The organism is Streptomyces sp. NPDC004838, assembly GCF_053600955.1.
In genome coordinates this window covers 21156-40196 of record NZ_JBSGAW010000006.1, presented here as the reverse complement: position 1 = coordinate 40196, position 19041 = coordinate 21156, and the positions used below count along the sequence as shown (strand labels likewise).

16 protein-coding genes are annotated in these 19041 nt (G+C 71.6%); 5 read left to right on the top strand and 11 right to left on the bottom strand.

The features are described from left to right. Window positions 1–18 precede the first annotated feature (18 nt). Complete coding sequence (locus ACWEFL_RS09035) at window positions 19–402, bottom strand: toxin Doc (RefSeq protein WP_451709580.1); 384 nt, start codon at window positions 400–402, stop codon at window positions 19–21. After that, window positions 402–641, bottom strand: a complete 240-nt coding sequence (locus ACWEFL_RS09030; protein ID WP_451709579.1) for a hypothetical protein — start codon at window positions 639–641, stop codon at window positions 402–404. Before ACWEFL_RS09030 ends, ACWEFL_RS09035 begins: the two co-directional genes overlap by 1 nt. Before the next feature lie 565 nt (window positions 642–1206). Between ACWEFL_RS09030 and ACWEFL_RS09025 the strand changes: the two genes are divergently transcribed. Further along, on the top strand, window positions 1207–2409 hold the full coding sequence (locus tag ACWEFL_RS09025) for a globin domain-containing protein (RefSeq protein ID WP_451709576.1): 1203 nt from the start codon (window positions 1207–1209) through the stop codon (window positions 2407–2409). 416 nt (window positions 2410–2825) lie between these two features. Here the strand turns inward: ACWEFL_RS09025 and ACWEFL_RS09020 are convergent, their stop codons facing one another. From ACWEFL_RS09020 to ACWEFL_RS09005, 4 genes are all read right to left on the bottom strand, one after another. After that, the gene (locus ACWEFL_RS09020) at window positions 2826–3908 is read right to left on the bottom strand and encodes an NAD(P)/FAD-dependent oxidoreductase (RefSeq protein ID WP_451709573.1); all 1083 of its coding nucleotides are present in this window, start codon (window positions 3906–3908) and stop codon (window positions 2826–2828) included. A 491-nt stretch (window positions 3909–4399) separates the two neighbouring features. Continuing rightward, window positions 4400–5731 carry an alkaline phosphatase family protein gene (locus ACWEFL_RS09015; RefSeq protein ID WP_451709570.1) on the bottom strand — a complete coding sequence of 444 codons (1332 nt, stop codon included), beginning with the start codon at window positions 5729–5731 and terminating at the stop codon, window positions 4400–4402. Between the two features lie 283 nt (window positions 5732–6014). Beyond that, a complete protein-coding gene (locus ACWEFL_RS09010) occupies window positions 6015–7541 on the bottom strand; it encodes an MFS transporter (protein ID WP_451709567.1) in 1527 nt (508 codons plus the stop codon). A 126-nt stretch (window positions 7542–7667) separates the two neighbouring features. Beyond that, complete coding sequence (locus tag ACWEFL_RS09005; protein ID WP_451709565.1) at window positions 7668–8366, bottom strand: TetR/AcrR family transcriptional regulator; 699 nt, start codon at window positions 8364–8366, stop codon at window positions 7668–7670. A 451-nt stretch (window positions 8367–8817) separates the two neighbouring features. On the opposite strand from ACWEFL_RS09005, the gene ACWEFL_RS09000 reads away from it, so the two are divergent. Beyond that, window positions 8818–9510, top strand: a complete 693-nt coding sequence (locus ACWEFL_RS09000; RefSeq protein ID WP_451709562.1) for a phosphotransferase — start codon at window positions 8818–8820, stop codon at window positions 9508–9510. Between the two features lie 215 nt (window positions 9511–9725). Here ACWEFL_RS09000 and ACWEFL_RS08995 read toward each other — a convergent pair whose 3' ends face one another. Next, window positions 9726–10229: a MarR family transcriptional regulator gene (locus ACWEFL_RS08995; RefSeq protein ID WP_451709560.1), complete on the bottom strand. Its 504-nt coding sequence runs from the start codon at window positions 10227–10229 to the stop codon at window positions 9726–9728. A gap of 66 nt (window positions 10230–10295) precedes the next feature. Between ACWEFL_RS08995 and ACWEFL_RS08990 the strand changes: the two genes are divergently transcribed. From ACWEFL_RS08990 to ACWEFL_RS08980, 3 genes are all read left to right on the top strand, one after another. After that, a complete protein-coding gene (locus ACWEFL_RS08990; RefSeq protein ID WP_451709557.1) occupies window positions 10296–11135 on the top strand; it encodes an alpha/beta fold hydrolase in 840 nt (279 codons plus the stop codon). 663 nt (window positions 11136–11798) lie between these two features. Continuing rightward, window positions 11799–13850 (top strand): SulP family inorganic anion transporter, encoded by a 2052-nt coding sequence (locus tag ACWEFL_RS08985; protein WP_451710017.1) that lies wholly within the window; start codon window positions 11799–11801, stop codon window positions 13848–13850. A gap of 289 nt (window positions 13851–14139) precedes the next feature. Further along, entirely contained in the window at window positions 14140–14517 is a 378-nt protein-coding gene (locus ACWEFL_RS08980) for an ArsR/SmtB family transcription factor (protein ID WP_451709555.1), read from the top strand. A 116-nt stretch (window positions 14518–14633) separates the two neighbouring features. On the opposite strand, the gene ACWEFL_RS08975 is transcribed toward ACWEFL_RS08980, so the two are convergent. From ACWEFL_RS08975 to ACWEFL_RS08960, 4 genes are all read right to left on the bottom strand, one after another. Then, on the bottom strand, window positions 14634–15275 hold the full coding sequence (locus ACWEFL_RS08975) for a response regulator (RefSeq protein ID WP_451709553.1): 642 nt from the start codon (window positions 15273–15275) through the stop codon (window positions 14634–14636). Between the two features lie 255 nt (window positions 15276–15530). Continuing rightward, window positions 15531–16802 (bottom strand): sensor histidine kinase, encoded by a 1272-nt coding sequence (locus tag ACWEFL_RS08970; protein WP_451709550.1) that lies wholly within the window; start codon window positions 16800–16802, stop codon window positions 15531–15533. Window positions 16803–16826: 24 nt separating this feature from the next. After that, the gene (locus ACWEFL_RS08965; protein ID WP_451709548.1) at window positions 16827–17609 is read right to left on the bottom strand and encodes an ABC transporter permease; all 783 of its coding nucleotides are present in this window, start codon (window positions 17607–17609) and stop codon (window positions 16827–16829) included. A 36-nt stretch (window positions 17610–17645) separates the two neighbouring features. After that, window positions 17646–18575: an ATP-binding cassette domain-containing protein gene (locus ACWEFL_RS08960; RefSeq protein ID WP_451709545.1), complete on the bottom strand. Its 930-nt coding sequence runs from the start codon at window positions 18573–18575 to the stop codon at window positions 17646–17648. Between the last annotated feature and the right edge of the window lie 466 nt (window positions 18576–19041).

Below are 19041 nucleotides of genomic sequence, written 5' to 3'. Positions count from 1 at the left end.
CGGCCGTCCGGCGGCGGGTCAGATCTTCCAGGACCGCAGGGTCTCCGCGACGGCGTAGACGCTCACCCTGGTGTCGCGCACCTTCCGGATCAGGTCGGACAGGGCGCCGTAGGGTGGGTCGATCCCCTCGCCCGACTGGTCCATGTACTGGGCGGCGACGAACGCCGCGTAGAGGCTGTTGCGGTGCGGCAGCGGTTCGAGGCGCACGATGCTGTGCAGGAGTGCGGCGGCGCGCCAGGCGGCGTCCGGGTCCGAGTCCTCCAGCGTGGGCATCCGGGTCCTGTGCCGGGCCACGGCCGCCACGAGCGCCGAGTAGTCGGTGACCGTCACGTCCTCCTGGTCGAGGGCGGCTTCCTGGACGTCCAGCAGCCAGGAGACGTCGATGTGCAGGGCTCGACTCATCAGGCCGCCGCGACCCCGCTGCCGCGCTTCGGGGGCGGGATCTCGTCGGGGAAGGCCGCGTCGAACTCGGAGCGCAACCGGTCCGCCCAGGAAGCCGCACCGGCGACGAACTGCTTGCGGTGCATCTCGCGGACCCCGAGGTCGTGCATGTACTGCTTCAGGCTCTTGCCCTCGGCGGCGGCGGCAGCCCGCACGCCTTCCATTTCCTCGTCGGTGAACGACACGTTCAGTGATGGCATGCAGGGGATGGTACCTACTTGGTACCTCCGGACGCCAGTCGCATCCGGAGATCGCCCGCAGGCCCTCCGGACTCCGGTCGCGCTCCGGTCGCGCTCGCGCGAAACGGCAGGCCGGGGGCTTCGACGCCCGTCGGCTCGGAACGGTGCTCCGGCGTCGGGCGGAGAGGGGCGCCGGGCCGGAGCCGTGCGGAGTCCGGCCGGCCACGGAGCCGTACGGCGGCCCGAGGCTCCTCCGCGGCGTATGCGCGGGGCATCGGCCCTCGCGTCCCCACGGTCTTCGGGCGGAGCGCGCGCGGGATCCCGCGCCGGTCCGTCGCGGGCCGCAGGGTAGAGGCGCGGCGCCGCGACCGCCATGGGCCGGACGGCCCTGGCCGCGCCCCGGAGGGGCCCGCACCGCGGCGGGGAACGGGGACCATGGTCCCCGGGCGTCGGCCGATGGTCCCTCGCCGTCCTGCGCGATCCTGAACACCCGAAATGCCAGAATTCGTCTTGCTATACAGATGTGGCCGCGTCGCGATGAGCGGCCGAGTTCCCCGCTACGCCCGCCCCAGACCTGGGAGGCTCCATGCTGTCCGCTGAGTCCGCTGCCGTCGTCAAGGCCACGCTGCCCGCCGTGGGCGGCGCGCTCGACGAGATCACCAGCAGGTTCTACGCCACGATGTTCCGTGACCGGCCCGAGTTGCTGGACGGGATGTTCAACCGCGCGAACCAGGCCAGTGGCGAACAGCGGCGGGCTCTGGCCGGATCGATCGCGGGCTTCGCGACCGCACTCCTCGCAGACCCCGACACCCGGCCGGACGCCCTGCTGGAGAGGATCGCCCACAAGCACACGGCGGTCGGGGTGACCGACGACCAGTACTCCATCGTCCACAAGTACCTGTTCGGCGCGATCGCCGAGGTACTCGGCGACGCGGTGACCCCGCAGGTGGCGGCGGCCTGGGACGAGGTCTACTGGCTGATGGCCGGCGCGCTCACAGCCCGGGAAGCGCGGCTCTACGCGCAGGCGGGCGTGGCGCCGGGCGAGATCTGGCAGCAGTGGACCGTCGTCGAACGCCGCGAGGAGACCGCGGACGTCGCCTCCTTCCTGCTGCGCCCCGCAGACGGCCGCCCCGCCCCGGCGGCGAAGGCGGGGCAGTACGTCAGCGTCCGGATGCGCATGCCGGACGGCGTGCACCAGCTTCGGCAGTACAGCCTCTCCTCGGACCCCGGCGGCGATGTGCGCCGGATCACCGTCAAGCGGGTCGCGGGCACCGACGGCGCCCCGGACGGAGAGATGTCGGATCTGCTCCACCGCACCCTTCGGGCCGGTGACGACCTCACCGTCTCCCTCCCGTTCGGCGACGTGGTGCTCGACGAGTCCCGCACCCCTCTGGTCCTCGCCTCCGCGGGCATCGGGTGCACGCCCATGGTCGGCATGCTCGCCGAACTCGCCGCGAGGGGTTCCACCCGCCCCGTCCTCGTCCTGCACGCGGACGTCTCCCCGGACGAGCACGCCCTGCGCACCGAGACCCGCGAGCTGACGGAACGGCTGGCGAACGCCGACTCCGTGTTCTGGTACGAGGAGCCGGGCATCGCCGAACCCGGCACCCGGAGCGGCCGGATGGAACTCGACGGGGTGGACGTCCCCTCCGACGCCACCGTGTACCTGTGCGGACCCCTGCCCTTCATGCGCGCGGTCCGCGCCCAGTTGCTGAACCGCGGCGTCCCGGCACGCCGGATCAGCTACGAGGTGTTCGGACCCGACCTGTGGCTTCCGGACGCCGCTTGACCGGCGACGTCCCGCGCGGATGAGGAGCGGGGCCGTACAGCACCGGTCACGGGGCCGCCCGGTGGGGGGCGGCTCTCCGGCCGGTGACGGTCTCTCCGCGCTGCCGCCCGCACCCGGCGGGCCCCGGCCATGCCCCGGCCGGGTTCCGCGCGCCCCCGCTCCCCGGCGGAGGGACGCAGGCCGGGCCGGACCACGTACGGGGTCCGGCCCGGCCACACGGGGCTCGCATCCGCGGGGCTCCGTACGCCGTCGGAAACAGGCGGCGTACGGCCTACCGCGCCCGGATCGACGCCCGCACAGCGGTCCCGTCACGGCTCCGGCCCGCCCCGGCAGGGCCGTTCACCGTGACGGAGGCACCGCCCGGCACCGCCCGGGAGGCGTACCCTCACACCGGTCCGCCGCCCGGGCGCCGGACGTCACTGCGTGAGGCCGAGGCTCTCCGCGAAGCGGCCCACCATCAGGTCCGCGCCCTTGTACTCCGACGCGGCCTCGGGGCCGAGCAGCTGTCCGCCGGGCAGTTCGCCGGCGCCGCCCGTCGGTCCCAGCGGCAGCAGGATGGCGGCCGGGCCGGGCTCGTACACGGCCAGCTCCTGCTCGCCCGCGATCAGCGACTTGATGTTCTGCGCGATCACGGAGGCGTGCTGGATCGCGGCGCCGGCCCGCTTGGACTCGGCGACGTCGGTGATGTCACCGAGGGCGAAGACGGAGGTCTCGCCGCGCACCTGAAGCGTGGGCCCCACCGCGAGATGGCCGTTGGCGAGCCGGGCCTCGGAGAGCCGGCCGGCGAGGTAGCCGGTCGCCGGAGTGACACCGTAGGAACGGAACCACACGTCCGCCGTCACGGAGGCGCCCGCGCGGGTGGTCACGGTGAACGTGCCCGCCGTACCGACCTCGGTCGGCGGCTCCTCGGTGAGCGAGTCCCCCAGCAGCATCCGCACCCCGAGCGCGTCGAGCTGCCGCTCGATCTCCTCCCGCAGCGAGCTGGAGTAGTCGCTCAGAATGCCCGGGGCCGGGTCGACGAGGACCACGTCCTTCTCCGGCCACTGCGCCTTGATCTCTCCGGCGAACTCCAGACCCACGGGGCCCGCGCCCAGAAGCAGGACGCGGCCGGCGTTGGACAGCTGCTTCCGCACCAGGCCGAAACGCTCCAGGGAGGCGGCGGAGTCGTCCAGGTCGCTCTTGGCGGGGAAGGGGTAACCGGAGCCGGTGGCGAGCACGATGTAGTCGGCCGCCAGCCGGTCGCCGGAGCCGAGAGTCACCGCTCCCGGCTCGACCTGGACGGCACGATCGCGTACGACACGGCCGTTGCCGAGCAGCTTGTCGTACGGCAGAAAGATCTGCGGAGCGAAGTCGGCGTCGACCGCCGCACGCAGGGCTCCCACGTTGTGAAGGAAGGCGTCCTTGGGCTCGACCAGGGTCACGTCTGCGGCGTCGTCGAGCGCCTTGGCGGCGGTAGTTCCGCCGTATCCGCCTCCGATGACCACAACTTTGGACGACATGGAATCTCCTGTACCGATATGAGGTGATCTATAGGGCGCGGTGCCACCTCAGCCCCGTGTCGTGCTCGTCCTGTCTCCGACCGCCCAAACGGCCGCCTCCCAGGGGTGAACGGGTGCCCCGCGCAACATCACCAAGAATCAACGCCCATAGGGGTTTATTCCTCACTGTGTCTCAGAACACGGTCGGCGGGAGAACCGGTGCACGGCCCTCCCGGCACACGCGGCCGCCGACGCTAGGCCGGGCGCTGCGTCAGGCACATCACGAGCCGGACCCCGATCGGTTGCCCGGACCGAGCCACCGGCGGCATCAGGTGACCGCCGCCCTGCCCCGCGGCGCCGCCGGCCTCGCCCCGGCCCCGGCGGAGGACATCCGCCGGGGCCGGGCCGCGGAGCCGTCCCCCTGGAACGGAACCCGTCGGCCGGACGGCCCCCGGCACCGAAGACCGGAGGACCGGCACCGGAGGACCGGTACCGGAGACCGGTACGACCGCTCAGTGGCCGCGGGGCCCCGGGCGCAGCACCTCGGTCAGCACCCTGCCCTGCGCGCCCGCCGGCGGGGCGATCCCGAGCAGCGCCGCCATCGTGGGCGCCACGTCCACATGGCGCGCGGCACGGGGGAGCCGGTTCGGAAGGACTCCCGCACCGGCGATCAGGAACGCCGACTCCTGCTCGGTCGGCGCGCCGTGCCGCCCGGCGGGGCCGGACTGCTCGCCGGTTCCGATGGACCAGCCCGGATCGACCTGGATGATCAGCTCGCCGTGGAGCGGGCTCATGCGCTGGGCCCGCTGCCAGTCCTTGTCGTACACCGCGGTGACATGGTCGGCCTTCTCGATCGCCGCCTTGATCCGCCGCGCCGCGCCGGGGTCGGCCGCGGCCTCGCCCAGCAGATGGACGCTGCCGACACCGCCGACCACGATGGCGACATCGGTACCGGGGGAGGGCGCCTGACCGCTCCCGAGGATCTGCGCGGTGTGCCCTGCCGAGGCGACGGCGTCGAGGATCTGAGCGCCGTTGCGGCGGGTGAACGTCGTCATGCCGTGGTCACCCATCAGCACGAACGCCGTACGGCCGTATATCCCGGCGTCCTTCGTCGCCTCCACCAGGCGGCCGAGCTGGCCGTCGAGCATGGTGATCGCGTCCGGGAGTGCGGGGCTGTCCTCACCGCCCGCGTGGCCGAGCGCGTCGAGTTCGTCGCAGTACACGGCCATCAGGTCCGGTACGCGCGGCGCGGTCACCGTGGTGGTGCCCGAACGGACCGGCCTGCCCTCGATCACCGCGATGATGTCGTCGAACCGACGGGAGGCCGGACCGCCCGGCTGCGTGTAGACGCCCTCCGGATCCCCGTACGCGGTCCCGTAGTTCTGCACGATGAACCACTGAGCCGACGCCACCGTGCCGCCCTGGGCGCGCACCGCCTGCGCGATGGTGGGCACCGCGATGTCACGCGTCTGCCCGCGGGCGACCCCGGCCTTCGAGTCGAAGAAGTACGCGGTGTTGAGCGTCTTCTCCGGCCACGCCCCGGTGGCGACCGAGGCCCACGAGGGATTGGTGATCGAGGTCATGACGCCGCGTGAGGTCGACAACGAACCCCGCCTGGCCAGCCGGCGCAGGTGGGGCAGGGGCGCGAGGTCCACGTAGCGGGGGTCGAACCCGTCCCAGGCGATGAGGATGACGTGGTCCGCCGTGCCCCGGCGTTCCGGGCCCGTGCCGGCGGCGGAAGCGGCTGACGGCAGGACGCCCGACACCGCGGCGGCGCCGGCTCCGGCGAGCAGGCCGCGGACGAGGGAGCGGCGGGAAGGGGCGGTGGTGAAGGGAGATTTCATGGCCCTGATCACACCGGACCACGGCGTCGGCACGATGACCGCCGGCCGAACAACTCCGGAAGATCATTTGCCGCTGCCGCTGCCGCTGCCGCTGCCGCTGCCGGCGCCGGCGCCGGCGCTCGGGTCCGCACCGTGCCCGGGCGGGGGCGGGACGGCGGGGACCGTTGGAACCCAAGCCGGTACGCGGAAGGGCCCGCCCCGCGGGCAGGCCCTCCTGTGGCGTAGGTCCCCGTGACGGACGTACGTCCCCGTGACGTCCGAGGCGCTCTTCCGCCGCGAGCGGTCAGTGCGCGATCACGGGCATCTGGCTGTCGGAGTCCTTGCCCGAGCCCGCTCCACCCGGCCGGCCGGACTGCGGACGTCCCGCGTTGACGAGGACGAAGGCGGCCAGCGAGGACAGGACCAGCAGCACGACCGCCCACCACAGTGCCGACGAGAAGCCGTGCACCATGCCTTCGAGCTGGAGCCGCGCCGGATCGGACGCGCCCGCCGCCCGGTCCGCGATGAAGGACGAAGTGGCCGAGGCGGCGACCGTGTTGAGCAGCGCGGTGCCGATGGCGCCGCCCACCTGCTGCGAGGTGTTGACCATCGCGGAGGCCGCACCGGCGTGCGCCGGGTCCACCCCGTGCGTCGCCATGGACATCGCGGGCATGAGGGCCGTGCCCATGCCGAGGCCGAGCAGCAGCTGCGCGGGCAGGATCAGCCCCATGAAGGAGCTGTCGATCTCCATCTGCGTCAGCAACAGAACGCCCAGTGCGCCCACCAGCAGTCCCGGCCCCATCAGCATGCGCGGCGCGACACGGGTCATCAGCCGGGTGCCGATCTGGGTGGATCCCACGATCATGCCGATGGTCATCGGCATGAAGGCGAAGCCCGTCTTGACCGGCGAGTACCCCTTCACGACCTGGAGGTAGTACGTCAGGAAGAGGAAGAGGCCGAACATGCCGACCACGGACAGGGCGAGCGAGAGGTAGACGCCCCCGCGGTTGCGCTCGGTCAGAACCCGCAGCGGCAGCAGCGGGGCCTTCACCTTCGACTCGGTGATCACGAAGGCCGCCAGCAGCACGGCGGCCGCGATGAACATGCCCACGGTCAGGCCGTCGGACCACCCCGAGTGCTCGGCGCGGGTGAAGCCGTAGACCAGTGCCACCAGACCGAGCGTCGACAGGATGACACCGGGGATGTCGAGGGAGGCACGGTTGCGCGCGCCCTCGGGCTCCTTGATGACGTAGTACGCGCCGACGGCGGCCACGGCGGCGAAGGGGATGTTGACGTAGAAGGTCCAGCGCCAGTTCAGGTACTCGGTGAGCACACCGCCGAGGATCAGGCCGACCGCGCCGCCACCGCCCGCGATCGCGCCGTAGATGCCGAACGCCTTGGCGCGCTCCTTGGCGTCGGTGAACATCACCGCCAGCAGCGACAGGGCCGCCGGCGCGAGCAGTGCGCCGAAGACACCCTGGAGGGCGCGGGCGCCGAGCATCATGGCCTCGCCGTTGGCCGCACCGCCCAGCGCGGACGCCGCGGCGAAGCCGATCAGACCGATCAGAAACGCGCGCTTACGGCCCCACAGGTCGGCCACCCGGCCGCCGAAGAGCAGCAGTCCGCCGAAGGCCAGCGCGTACGCGGTGATGACCCACTGCCGGTTCCCGTCCGAGATGCCCAGGTCCTGCTGAGCCGTCGGCAGCGCGATGTTCACGATCGTCGCGTCCAGCACCACCATCAGCTGGGCGAGCGCGATGAAGGTCAGCGCCTTCCAGCGCAGAGGGTCCGGGGTGATCGCCCCGGGAGGTGTACTGGCTGTTTTTGACATGGAGATAGCCACCTGTGTGTTCAAAGGTTTCAAAGGTCACAAAGGATGTGCCCGTGGGATCGCCGACTGGCGGCGCGGCCGGCCGGACCGGCTACGGATCGGCTGGCCGTGGCGTGGATAACCGGTTCATGGGCGTGGCTTCATCGCCACCTCGTCGTCGCCGAGGTCCCGCAGGGTTTCCAGCGTCGCCGCCGAGCCCGGGAGTTCGGAGCGCGGAGGCGCCTCCAGGCCGTCCAGGAACACCTGGAGATGCCGGTGGACGAAGCGGTCGTTGGCGCCGCACCCGGTGCCCGGAAGCGGCCGGGTGAGCTGGAAGACCGCGACCATCAGATCCCCTGCGGCGACGTCGGGACGCATCCGGCCCGCCGACTGCGCGCGCCCGATGAGTTCCTTCACGGAGTCTTCGAGCCGTGCGCGCAGGGCCACCAGTTCGGGGTGCCGCGCGTCGAAGCTGCCCGAGATCATCGCGCAGAGCGCCCCGGCGCGCTGATCGGCCGCCGCGTGGGTGAAGCGGCGTACCGCGTCGAAGGGATCGGCTTCGCCTGCCGCCGCCCCGGCTTCCGCCAGCGTCCGCGTCATCACCGAGACGACCACTTCGTGGACGAGGGAGGACCGGTCGGGGAAGTGCCGGTACAGCGTGGCGTTGCCGACGCCCGCGCGGCGGGCGATGTCGTCGAAGGGGACCTCGGAGCCGAACTCCGCGAACATCTCCCGCGCCGCCGAGACGATGCGTTCCCGGTTGCGCAGGGCGTCCGCCCTCGGCCGCGCACGGCGCGGCGCCGGACCCGCGGACGCGATGGTGGCATCCGTATCCGTGGCGACCACGTCTCCACCCCTTTCTGTGACATCCCGGTGGCCTGTTTCGCCGCCGGGACCGATGCCCTGACCGTTCGAAGCGGAGTATTACTTCTCATTTAGCAGGACACGAGTCCAAACGGGGAATCGATCCCCGGATATTTCCGGCATCGAATATGACCTGCGTCACACTCAGGGTCCGGCTGTCCCGATCCGTCCCCCGGAACCGCGGTGAGAGGCGAACGGCCGTGCCTCGGCGACGGCTGACGGCCCGGAGTACCGCCGGCTGCCGGACGGCCCGACGGTGCTGCCGCCGCCCATCCCGCGGCCGGGCCCGCGGGGAGAAAACGGGCTGCGGCCGTCGCGGTGTGCCGCCTATCGTGCCCCGGTGGAAGATCGTGAACTGTTGACCGGCGGAGTGAACCGGGTCGTGCGGGTGGGGGACCGTGTCATACGTCCCGCGGGGCCATGGAGCGCCACCGTGCAGAGGTTTCTCGCCCACCTGGCCGAGACCGGCTTCACCGGGGCCCCGCGCCCCCACGGACTGAGCGAGGACGGGGGAGAGGAGGTCGTCGAGTTCCTTCCCGGCGACGTCGGACACGACTTCTCCGCACCCGAGGTGCGCGGCGACGACTCACTGACCGCCGCGGCTCTGCTGCTCCGGGGTCTGCACGACGCCTCGCTGGGTTTCGTACGGCAGCCGGACGACGTGTGGCAGCTGCCGGCGCGTCAACCCGCGGAAGTGATCTGCCACGGTGACGCGGCCACCTACAACACCGTGTTCCGGGGGTCGCTCCCCGTCGCCTTCATCGACTTCGACACGGCCCACCCGGGTCCGCGCCTGTGGGACGTGGCCTACACCGCGTACCGCTTCGTCCCGCTGTACGCGCCGGACGAGGCCGAACTCACGCTGCCCGTCCCCGAAGCCCGCCGCCGGCTGCGGCTCTTCGCCGACGCCTACGGCCTGTCGCAGGAGGAGCGGACCGCGTTTCCGGCCGTCGCGGCAGCCCGTCTGCGGGCGCTGGTCGAGTGGATGCACGCCCAGGCGTCGGCAGGGCATCCGGCTTTCGGCCGGCACATCGCCGAGGGGCACGACCGCCGGTACCTCACCGACGCACGGTGGATCGAGGACATGTTCCCGCCCGGCGTCGACGGCGGTCGACGGGCCGGCTGAACCGCCCCGGCCGCTCCGGGCCGTGGCCGCGGTGCCGCTGCCCGGGGCGCTCGCGGCCGTGCCCTCCCGGGGCCGGAAACCCTCGCTCCCGTCAGTGGCTCCGGCGTCCTCACGCCCGTTTCGTCGGCGGGCCCTTGTCCGGGCGCGCGGGTGGAGCAGGCCGTCGGGCGCGGGAGACAGGTCTATTCGTCAGATCGCTTTCGGACAGAGTCCGTTCAGCCTTCCGGTAGGGCGCGCCGCACGGGCTTGCCCGCGGTCTCGCCCCGCGACAGCCGTTCCGCCACCGTGGTGTCGCGCATGGCGAGCAGGAACCGCCGCACCGTGGCCAGCTCGGTCTCGTCGAACGAACCCATCGCCGTGACCATCTCGCCCATGAGCGGGCCGAAGTAGGACCAGCCCATGGTGACCGCCTTCTCCTCGAGCATCAGCAGCACCCTGCGGCGGTCGTGGGTGTCACGGTCCCGGCGGACCAGCCCCTTGCGCTCCAGCCGGTCGACCAGGGCCGTCGTCGACGCGGAGTTGACCCCCAACTGCGCGCCCAGCCATCCCGGCGTGGCGGGCACGCCCGTTCGGTCCGCGTCCACGAGATGAATCAACGCGCGTACGTCCGTGGAGTGCAGTGCGTACTCCTCCGCGAACCCGGCGGCGAACAGGTCGAGTTCGACGGTGACATCGCGCAGCAGGTGGACCATCTGAAGCCCGGCGTCCTTGTCGACCACGCGTGTCCTCCGAATAATATCTCGATAATCGAGATTCTTGATGAATCAAGAAACCAGGGCGGAGCCATGCCTCACCACACCGAGTTCGATGCAGCCTACGACGCCGCTCTGAGCCGCTGGCCGGTGGCGGTGAACAGCGTCGACGTGCCCTCCCGGTACGGGAGTACGCGGGTCCACATCAGCGGCCCCGAGGACGGTGTCCCCCTCGTCCTGCTGCCCGGGGGCGGGACGACGTCGATGGTCTGGTTCGCCAATGTCGGGGAACTCGTTCGCGACCACCGGGTGTACGCCGTCGATGTGATGGGCGACATCGGCCGCAGCGTTCACGACGGGGCGCCGCTGCGGAACATCGGCGATCTGACGGCCTGGATGGACGAACTGCTCGACGGCCTCGAACTGGACGGGGCGCATCTCTGCGGGCACTCCTACGGTGCCTGGATCGCCCTGAACTACGCGCTGCACGCGCCCGCCCGGCTCGGCAGGATCGTCCTCCTCGACCCGACCAACTGCTTCGCCGGCATGAGCGCCCGCTACTTCCTTCGCGCACTGCCGGCGCTGCTGAAGCCCTCCGTCGCACGCCACCGCGGATTCCTGAGGTGGGAGACAGGACGCACCCCGCAGGATCCCGGCTGGCAGTCCTTCCTCGACAGCACCGTCGGTGCCCGGCCCTCCAAGCTTCTGGTCATGCGCCGTCCCGGTGCGGAGGCGCTCCGGTCCTGCACCGTGCCCACCCTGGTGCTCCTGGCCGAGCGCAGCCGGGCCCACGACCTCCGGCGCACGGCCGCCGCCGTGCGGCGCCTGATGCCGCAGGCGGATGTCGCCGTGCTGGCGGGCGCGTCCCACCACACCATCCCCACCGAGGACGCGGCCCGGCTCAACCGGCACCTGACCGAGTTCCTGGCCTGATCTCCCCGGTCCGACCACGGGCCGGTCCGACCACGGGCCGGTCCGACCACGGGCCGGTCCGACCACGGGCCGGGACGACACGGGAGGGGCACCGGGCGGGGCACCGGGGTGGGGCCGGCGCCCCGGAGGGCCTCCCGTCCCTCGGGCAAGGCGCGTGAGCACCCCTTGGTGGCGCCGTCGTCGCCTTCCTCGACGTCACGGACGTTGGTGGAACCCAGAGGCTCCAGCAGGGCGCGCGAGGCCCCGTTCCGGGCGTCCACCGCGGCGTGGGGGGCCTCCGGGCCCGCCCGCCGGGCGGTGTGCGGGGAACGCCCCGGCAGCCTGCTGGGCCCGCGCGGCCGGGCCGGGTGTTTCGTCCCCGTCGGTGAGAACGCTCTAATGAAGTGCTCATGGACGACTCACGGCACGGGCGCATGCTCCGGGCCGGGACTCCGCCCCGGAGTCCCGGCCGTCCCGGCGGACGGCACCCCCCACGACCCACGCACCGGTTCGCCGAACGGACTTCCCCCCGGGCACCACGGCCGGCCGGATGTGGTGGAAGGAACCACCTTGTCGTCTGAACGAACACGTCCCGGTGCGGGCCGTCACGCCAAACGGAGCAGCGGCGGGACCTCCGGGAAACCCGCCGGTTCGTCCGCGCGCTCCGGGTCCATCGGCACCGACATCGTCGCGTCGGTCGTCGTCTTCCTGGTCGCCCTGCCCCTGTGCATCGGTGTCGCGGCCGCCTCCGGCGTCTCCGTATCCCTCGGCATCATCTCGGGCATCGTCGGCGGCCTCGTCGTCGGCTTCCTCCCCGGAAGCACCTTCCAGGTGAGCGGTCCCGCCGCCGGACTCGCCGTCCTCGTCCTGGAGTTCACCACCGAGCACTCGGTGGCGCTGCTCGGTCCCGTGGTCCTGATCTCCGGCCTGCTCCAGATGGGGCTCGGCATGCTGAAGATGGGCCGTCTGTTCCAGTCCATCTCGCTCTCCGTGGTGCAGGGCATGCTCGCGGGCATCGGTCTCCCGCTGATGCTCAGTCAGACCTACGCCCTCGTGGACTCCAAGCAGCTCGGCACGGCCACCAAGAACATGGCCGGTCTCCCCGATCTGGCCGCGGACGTCGTCGGCGATCCCCACAAGGTCGCCGCGCTGGTCCTCGGCACCATGAGCGTCGTGCTGTGCTTCGTGTGGAAGAAGGTCCCCGAGCCGCTGGGGAAAGTGCCCGCGCCCCTGCTCGCCGTGATGCTCGGCTCGATCATCGCCGCGCTGCCGGTGTTCGACATCGACAGGGTGAAGGTCGACGACCTGACGGAGGCCATCGACGTCGTCGGTCCGTCCGACCTCGGGCATCTGCTCGACCCGGCCGTACTGATGATGATCGTCACCTTCACCATCATCGCCTCCGCCGAGAGCCTGTTCAGCGCCGCGGCCGTCGACCGGATGCACTCCGGTGAGCGCACCGAGTACAACAAGGAACTGTTCTCCCAGGGCGTGGGCAACACCATCTGCGGACTCCTGGGCGCCCTGCCCATGACCGCCGTCATCGTCCGCAGCGCGGTCAACGTCCAGGCGGGCGCGAGGACCAAGATCTCCCGCATTCTGCACGGTGCCTGGCTCCTCGGCTTCGGACTGCTGCTGCCGGGGCTGCTCGGCCTCATCCCGGTGACCGTCCTGGCCGGCATCCTGCTCCATGCCGGGTGGAAGCTCTTCAACCCGCCCGCGTTCGTGCAGATGTGGAAGACGGACCGCGGCGAGGGCATCGTCATGCTGATCACCACGGCCGCCATCGTCCTCGCGAACCTCCTGGAGGGCGTGCTCGCCGGCCTCGCCGTCGCCATCGTCCTCACGGCGCTGCGGATGTCCCACATGACCATCCGCAAGACCACCGACGGCGACAGCGCCCGACTCGTGATCAAGGGCAGCGCCACGTTTCTCAAGATGCTCAAGCTGATCGACGCCCTGGAGTCCGTCGCCGACAAGCGGCGGGTCGTGGTCGACGCCCGTGCCGTGATGCATCTGGACCTCGCCTGCAAGGCCCAGCTGGAGGAGTGGGCGGACGCCAGGCGCAAGGCCGGTGACGGGGACGTCGAGGTCCTGCTCCCCGGCCACCGGCCCGAGGAGAGCCCCGACACCGCCACGCCGGAGACCGCCCCCGAAGCCACGCCCGTCCCCGAGCCGACCGCCTCCGGCGCCACCGGAACGGTCACTGCCGAGGCCCCCGCGCGGCCCGTACCCGAGCAGCTCCAGCCGGAGAGCTTCCGCCCCTATGTGCCGCAGCCGCAGCAGGGCTACGACGTCCCGCACCTGACGGCCCAGGGGTACGCCCACGGTCATCTGCCCCACGGAAGCCCCTACGCCCGGCAGCACCAGCACACCCAGCAGCACCAGCAGCAGTACGGCATGGGCGGTCAGGTGTACGGCCGCGCCGCGTACCAGCAGCAGTCCACACAGCAGTCCCAGGTGCACCTCTCGCACCCGGCCCACAGCCACCAGCACTACCAGGAGTACCCGCAGTACTCCCAGTCGCAGGGGTACAGCCCCGACGTCACCCCGCCCCAGGGCATCCCCGTACAGGATTTCGGCCAGCCGCAGGGCCACGGCCAGCCTCCGGTGTACGACGAGCTGCAGTACGGCGGCCAGCAGGGTCAGCAGGGGTACGACCCGTCGATGGAGTGGACCTGGGGCCCCGGGGACGACTGGGCCGTACGGCGATACGACCAGGGCAATCCGGGCTGATCTTCCGAGCCCTTTTCTTCTGCCCATGAATTGCAGACTTCTGCAATTCACCGCATGACGGATTGGCTGTGTCCGCAAAGATCGCGGACACAGCCACCGGGCAAGGCTTTCTCCGGCTTTCTCCGGCTTTCCCGAATACCCGGGCCCGGCCGCCGCGATGTCGCCACAATGGCGCGATGGCCGATGATGTCCTCGTGACAGTGGCTGCTGAGGGGATGTGGGGCATGGAGTGGGCGGGACGGATGACGTCCGGCCGGACGCCGGGGCGTCGGGGCGAGAGGCCGGTCCGGTGACCGCGCCGCTTTATCAATTGAAGGCCGAGTTCTTCAAGACGCTGGGGCATCCGGTGCGTATCCGGGTGCTGGAACTGCTGAGTGAGCGTGAGCACGCCGTGTCCGAAATGCTGGCCGAGGTACGGGTCGAGCCCGCGAATCTCTCCCAGCAGCTCGCGGTACTGCGCCGCGCGAATCTGGTGGTGACCCGCCGTGAGGGCTCAGCGGTGCACTACGCGCTGGCCAGCCCCGAGGTGGCCGAACTCCTACGGGTCGCCCGGGGCATCCTCACCGGCGTTCTCACCGGCCAGGCCCGCCTGCTGGAGGATCTGCGCGCCACCGACGAGGGCGTCCCCCGCCGCCGTACCCGGTCCCGTTCGGCCCCCGGCTCGTAGCCCCCGGCCCGCAGGCGCGTACGTCTCGGCCCCGGGCGGTCGGCAGACGGCGGGGTCGTCGGCGCTATGGCTTCGGCGACGGCCCGGCCGGAGCCGCCGTCCCGGTCCGGCTGCCGTCAGGGCCTGCCGAGGATGCCCCGGTCGTAGCCGGCCGCGACCGCCGCGGCCCGGTCCTTCACGCCCAACTTGCCGTAGATGTGCGTCAGATGGGTTTTCACCGTGGCCTCGCTGATGAACAGCTTCGCCGCGATCCCGCGGTTGGACGTGCCACGGGCGACGAGGGAGAGGACCTCGCGCTCACGGCCCGAGAGCGTCTCGCCGCCGGGCGTCGCCGGCCCACGGACCACGCTGATCAGCCGGGACGCGACCGCCGGCGACAGAACGGCCCGGCCGTCGGCGGCGGCGCGTACCGCGGCCAGCAGCTCATCCCGCGGAGCGTCCTTGAGCAGGTATCCGGTCGCGCCCGCCTCGATCGCCGGGAGCGTGTCGGTGTCCGTGTCGTAGGTGGTGAGCACCAGGACCCGGGAGCGCGCGCCGCGCCGCGTCAGCTCGGCGATGGCGTCGACACCGTTGCCGCCGGGCATCCGCAGGTCCATCAGTACGACGTCGGGATCGAGACGGAATGCCATCTCCACGGCCTCGACGCCGCTCGAAGCCTCTCCGAGAACCGTGAAGCCGGGGGAGGCGGCGAACATGCCGCGCAGCCCGTCCCGCACGACGGGATGGTCGTCCACCAGCAGCAAGGTGATGTCGGTCATGGCGCACCCACAGTACGGGAGGGAGGCCGTTACCGGGTCTCCCAGGGCACGAGGCCGGGACGGGCCGGGAGCATCGAGATCACATGGCCGACCTGGTCGCCGACGCGGTACACGCCACGGCGGCGAGTGTCTGAACCGCCGGGAGAGCGCCCGGCCGCACGGTGCTGCGATGGCGCACAAGGGGCGGAACCCCTGGTGCCCCGGCCTTCCCTCGTCGAGGCCCGTACCGCACGCGGCCGGGGCCGCCGTATCAGCTCACGGGCGGACCAGGGGCAGTCGGGCCGAGACCGCCGTGCCGTAGCCGGGTTCGGACTCGACGGTGAGGGAGCCGGCGACGCGCTCGGCACGGGACCGCATCCCTTCGAGCCCGAAGCCGCCGGTCCCCGTGCGCTTCGGTGGCCGCAGCGGCTCGAAGCCCCGGCCGTTGTCGCGGACGTCCAGCGCGACCTCGCTGTCCATATAGCTGAGGGTGACGCCGACGCGGGAGGCGTCGGCGTGCCTGGCCGCGTTCGTCAACGCTTCCTGGGTGATGCGCAGAAGAGTGGCGGAGACTTCGCTGTGCAGCTCCAGTTCCTCGCCGGCGAGGGTGAACTCGGCGCGGACGCGGTTCTGTTCGGCCCACTGGGCGACCGCCTTCCGCAGCGCCCGGGGGAGTGTGTCGTGGGCCAAGTCCACGGGAGCCAGGTTCTGCACGGAGCGGCGGGCCTCGCCCAGGCTGTGGCGGGCCAGGTCGACGGCGCGGTCGAGGTGTTCGTGCGCCGTCGCCGGATCGGATGTGCTCGATACGACCTGGAGTTGGGTGATGACGCCGGTCATGCCCTGGGCGATGGTGTCGTGGATCTCCGCCGCCAGCCGCCTGCGTTCCTCGGCGATGCCCGCTTCCCGCGCTTGGTGGAGGAGGCGGGCCTGCAGGGCGGCGTTCTCGTCGAGCGCCTGCTGAAGGGCGGTGTTGGTGCGTTCGAGTTCGGCGATGGCGGCGGCCCTGGCGGCGGACCGATCCTCCTCGTGCTGGACGAAGTAGGCGATCATCATCAGCAGCGCGTTGTTGACCAGGAGCAGACCGGCGAACAGCGCCCACTGCCCGGCGTGTGTGAAGGGCACCCCGCCGGCCTGGGCCGCGGCCAGCGGGAGGGAGGAGGCGAAGGCCCCGACCTTCCGCCAGCGCCGGTCGGAGATCAGCTCGTTGTTGTCGATGTAGCCCGCTGCCGCGTAGAAGGCGAAGAAGGGATTCAGCCAGGTGAGCACGGAGCTGATCGCCCAGCGCATCGCGAAGTACGCGGCCGAGGCGGTGTCGGGGCGGGCGCGTACCGGCCGGGCCGACGTCCCGACGCGACGGGTCCTTCCCCACCACAGCTGCAGTACGAGAGCCGCGACGATCAGCGTGACCGTGGCGATGCGTTCGCCCGTGGTCGGCGTCAGCTCCGGCCTCGCCGCGGACAGCAGGGTGCCTGTGGCGAGCAACCAGTACGGATGCCATCTGAGGACGGTCGCCCAATGCCGGTCGAGATCGGTGTCCGCGGTCGTCATGGCCTCAGTGTGCACGGACGCTCCCTACTCCCACCGGAACCAGCGGACGGCGGCGCCCGAGGTGACCACGGCCCACACGGTGAGAACGATCAGGTGGGACCAGGCGGGCCAGTCGCCGCCGGCGGCCTGGTCCAGGGCGCCGGCCGCGGCGCCGAAGGGCGTCAGCACAACGATGTCGGCGAGGACGTCCGGCATGGCCCGCACGGGAATCCACAGCCCGGTGCAGAACAGCGCGGGGAAGTACACCGCGGTGCCGATGCCGGTCGCGTGCTTGGCGGTCCTGGCCAGGGCCGCGACCAGGGCGCCCATGGCGAGACCGGCCGCGGCGGCGAGCAGCAGCGCCAGGACGTACCCCCCGACCTCGCGCGGGAACGCCACATCGAAGGCGAGCCGGCCGACGATCAGGCACATGACCGCCGACACGAGGGCCGCCACGCCGTTCAGCCACATCTGCGTGGACAGCAGGGTCGACGGGCGCACCGGGGTCGTCGACATGCGCCGCAGGATGCCGAGTTCGCGGTAGCCGGTCAGGATCGGCGGAAAGACCTGGAGGGCGGCCGTGATCAGCGAGATCAGTACGACCACCGGCACATAGAGGTCGATGACCCGCAGGCCGCCGAGGTCATCGTCGACCTCTCGGAACATCGGCACGAGGCCGAGGATCAGCAGCAGTACGGGAGGAAAGACGATGGAGACGATGTTGGAGAGGTCACGACGGTAGAGCCTGATCTCGGAGCGCAGCACGGCGGCTCGGGGAGAGGGGCCGCCGGTGACGGTCGGGGCCGTGGTCATCGCCGGTTCAGTCATGTCGCTGCTCCTGGGTGCGGGGCGGGGCATTGCCGGTCATGCCTTCGTCAGCTCGATGAAGGCGTCGTCCAACGTGGCGTCGGTGACCCGGAGCCGGTGCGCCTCGATATGGCTCCGGGCGAGGAGCGAGATCACCGCGTTGACGGTCTCGTCCGTTCCGCTGAGCGTGATCCGGTCGTCCTTGCTCTCGATGGCCGCCAGCCCGGGGAGCGCGGCCAGGGTCTCGTGGTCGATCGGACGCGACGGCGTGAAGGAGATGACCGCGGACCCCGTCGAGCGGCCGATCAGCCCGTCGGGGGTGTCGAGCGCGCTGATACGTCCCTTGTCGATCAGGGCGATCCGGTCGCACAGCCGCTGCGCCTCCTCCATGAAGTGCGTCACGAGGATGACGGTGACGCCGCTGTCGCGGACGTCTTCGATCAGCGACCAGGTGTCGCGGCGGGCGCGTGGGTCGAGGCCGGTGGTCAGCTCGTCGAGGACGACGACGCGGGGGGAGCCGATGAGGGCGAGCGCGATGAACAGCCGTTGCTTCTGCCCGCCGGACAGCTTGCCGAAGCGGGTGCCGAGCTTGGCGGTCAGGCCCAGCCGTTCGGCGAGGGGCCGCCAGTCGAGCGGGCGCGGGTAGAAGGCCGAGTACAGCTGAAGCGCCTCGCGCACGGTGAGCTTCGCCTGGAGGGCGCTCTCCTGGAGCTGGGCGCCGAGGACCTCGGTGACCTCGGCGCGGTCGGCGATCGGATCGAGTCCCGCGACCCGGACGCGGCCGGAGTCGGGAACACGGAGGCCCTCGACGCACTCGACCGAGGTGGTCTTGCCGGCGCCGTTCAGACCGAGAATCCCGAAGATCTCACCCTCCTCGACGGTGAAGGAGACGCCGTCGACGACGGTCCTGCCGCCGTAGGCTTTACGGAGGTCGCTGACCTCGATGATGGGCCGTCGACCCGCTCTGGGCGTGCTCGTGGTGGTCATGCGGAGAGCTTCGCGCGCGGACCGCCCCCGCCACATCGCCCATCGCGCTCGAAGGGGAATCATCCGATCGGTTGATCGCGGTACGACCTGGAGGACCGACCCGCCGACCCCGACGGCGAAGAGTTCGCCGTGCCGGCGCCCCCCCATGCTGGTCGAGAAGGATGAACCCGGCATCGCCATCGTCAAGGCCCTCCTCGACCCGGCGGCAGCCGACCACACCCACCTTCGACCCCGAACCCGCCGACCTTGCGGCCCTCGCGGCCCTCGCGGCGGACGCGGGCCGCCGAACGCGCCGCCCTGGCGGCCACCGCGGACCCGCGCCTCGACGTCGACACCGAGCCCGACCGCACCGCCCCCGGCAACGCCACCGCGCTCCGCCAGGGTCTCCCAAGGAGGAAGGAGGGCCATCCGGCCCTGGCACCGCGGGCCCTCCGCAGGCACACTGCGAGGTGCTCTCCACCCGGGC

Excerpts from the sequence above, each read along its gene's own strand:
- ACWEFL_RS09035 (WP_451709580.1), bottom strand. The coding sequence starts at position 402 with ATGAGTCGAGCCCTGCACATCGACGTCTCCTGGCTGCTGGACGTCCAG.
- ACWEFL_RS09030 (WP_451709579.1), bottom strand. The coding sequence starts at position 641 with ATGCCATCACTGAACGTGTCGTTCACCGACGAGGAAATGGAAGGCGTG.
- ACWEFL_RS09025 (WP_451709576.1), top strand. The coding sequence starts at position 1,207 with ATGCTGTCCGCTGAGTCCGCTGCCGTCGTCAAGGCCACGCTGCCCGCC.
- ACWEFL_RS09020 (WP_451709573.1), bottom strand. The coding sequence starts at position 3,908 with ATGTCGTCCAAAGTTGTGGTCATCGGAGGCGGATACGGCGGAACTACC.
- ACWEFL_RS09015 (WP_451709570.1), bottom strand. The coding sequence starts at position 5,731 with ATGAAATCTCCCTTCACCACCGCCCCTTCCCGCCGCTCCCTCGTCCGC.
- ACWEFL_RS09010 (WP_451709567.1), bottom strand. The coding sequence starts at position 7,541 with ATGTCAAAAACAGCCAGTACACCTCCCGGGGCGATCACCCCGGACCCT.
- ACWEFL_RS08990 (WP_451709557.1), top strand. The coding sequence starts at position 10,296 with ATGCCTCACCACACCGAGTTCGATGCAGCCTACGACGCCGCTCTGAGC.
- ACWEFL_RS08975 (WP_451709553.1), bottom strand. The coding sequence starts at position 15,275 with ATGACCGACATCACCTTGCTGCTGGTGGACGACCATCCCGTCGTGCGG.
- ACWEFL_RS08970 (WP_451709550.1), bottom strand. The coding sequence starts at position 16,802 with ATGACGACCGCGGACACCGATCTCGACCGGCATTGGGCGACCGTCCTC.
- ACWEFL_RS08965 (WP_451709548.1), bottom strand. The coding sequence starts at position 17,609 with ATGACTGAACCGGCGATGACCACGGCCCCGACCGTCACCGGCGGCCCC.
- ACWEFL_RS08960 (WP_451709545.1), bottom strand. The coding sequence starts at position 18,575 with ATGACCACCACGAGCACGCCCAGAGCGGGTCGACGGCCCATCATCGAG.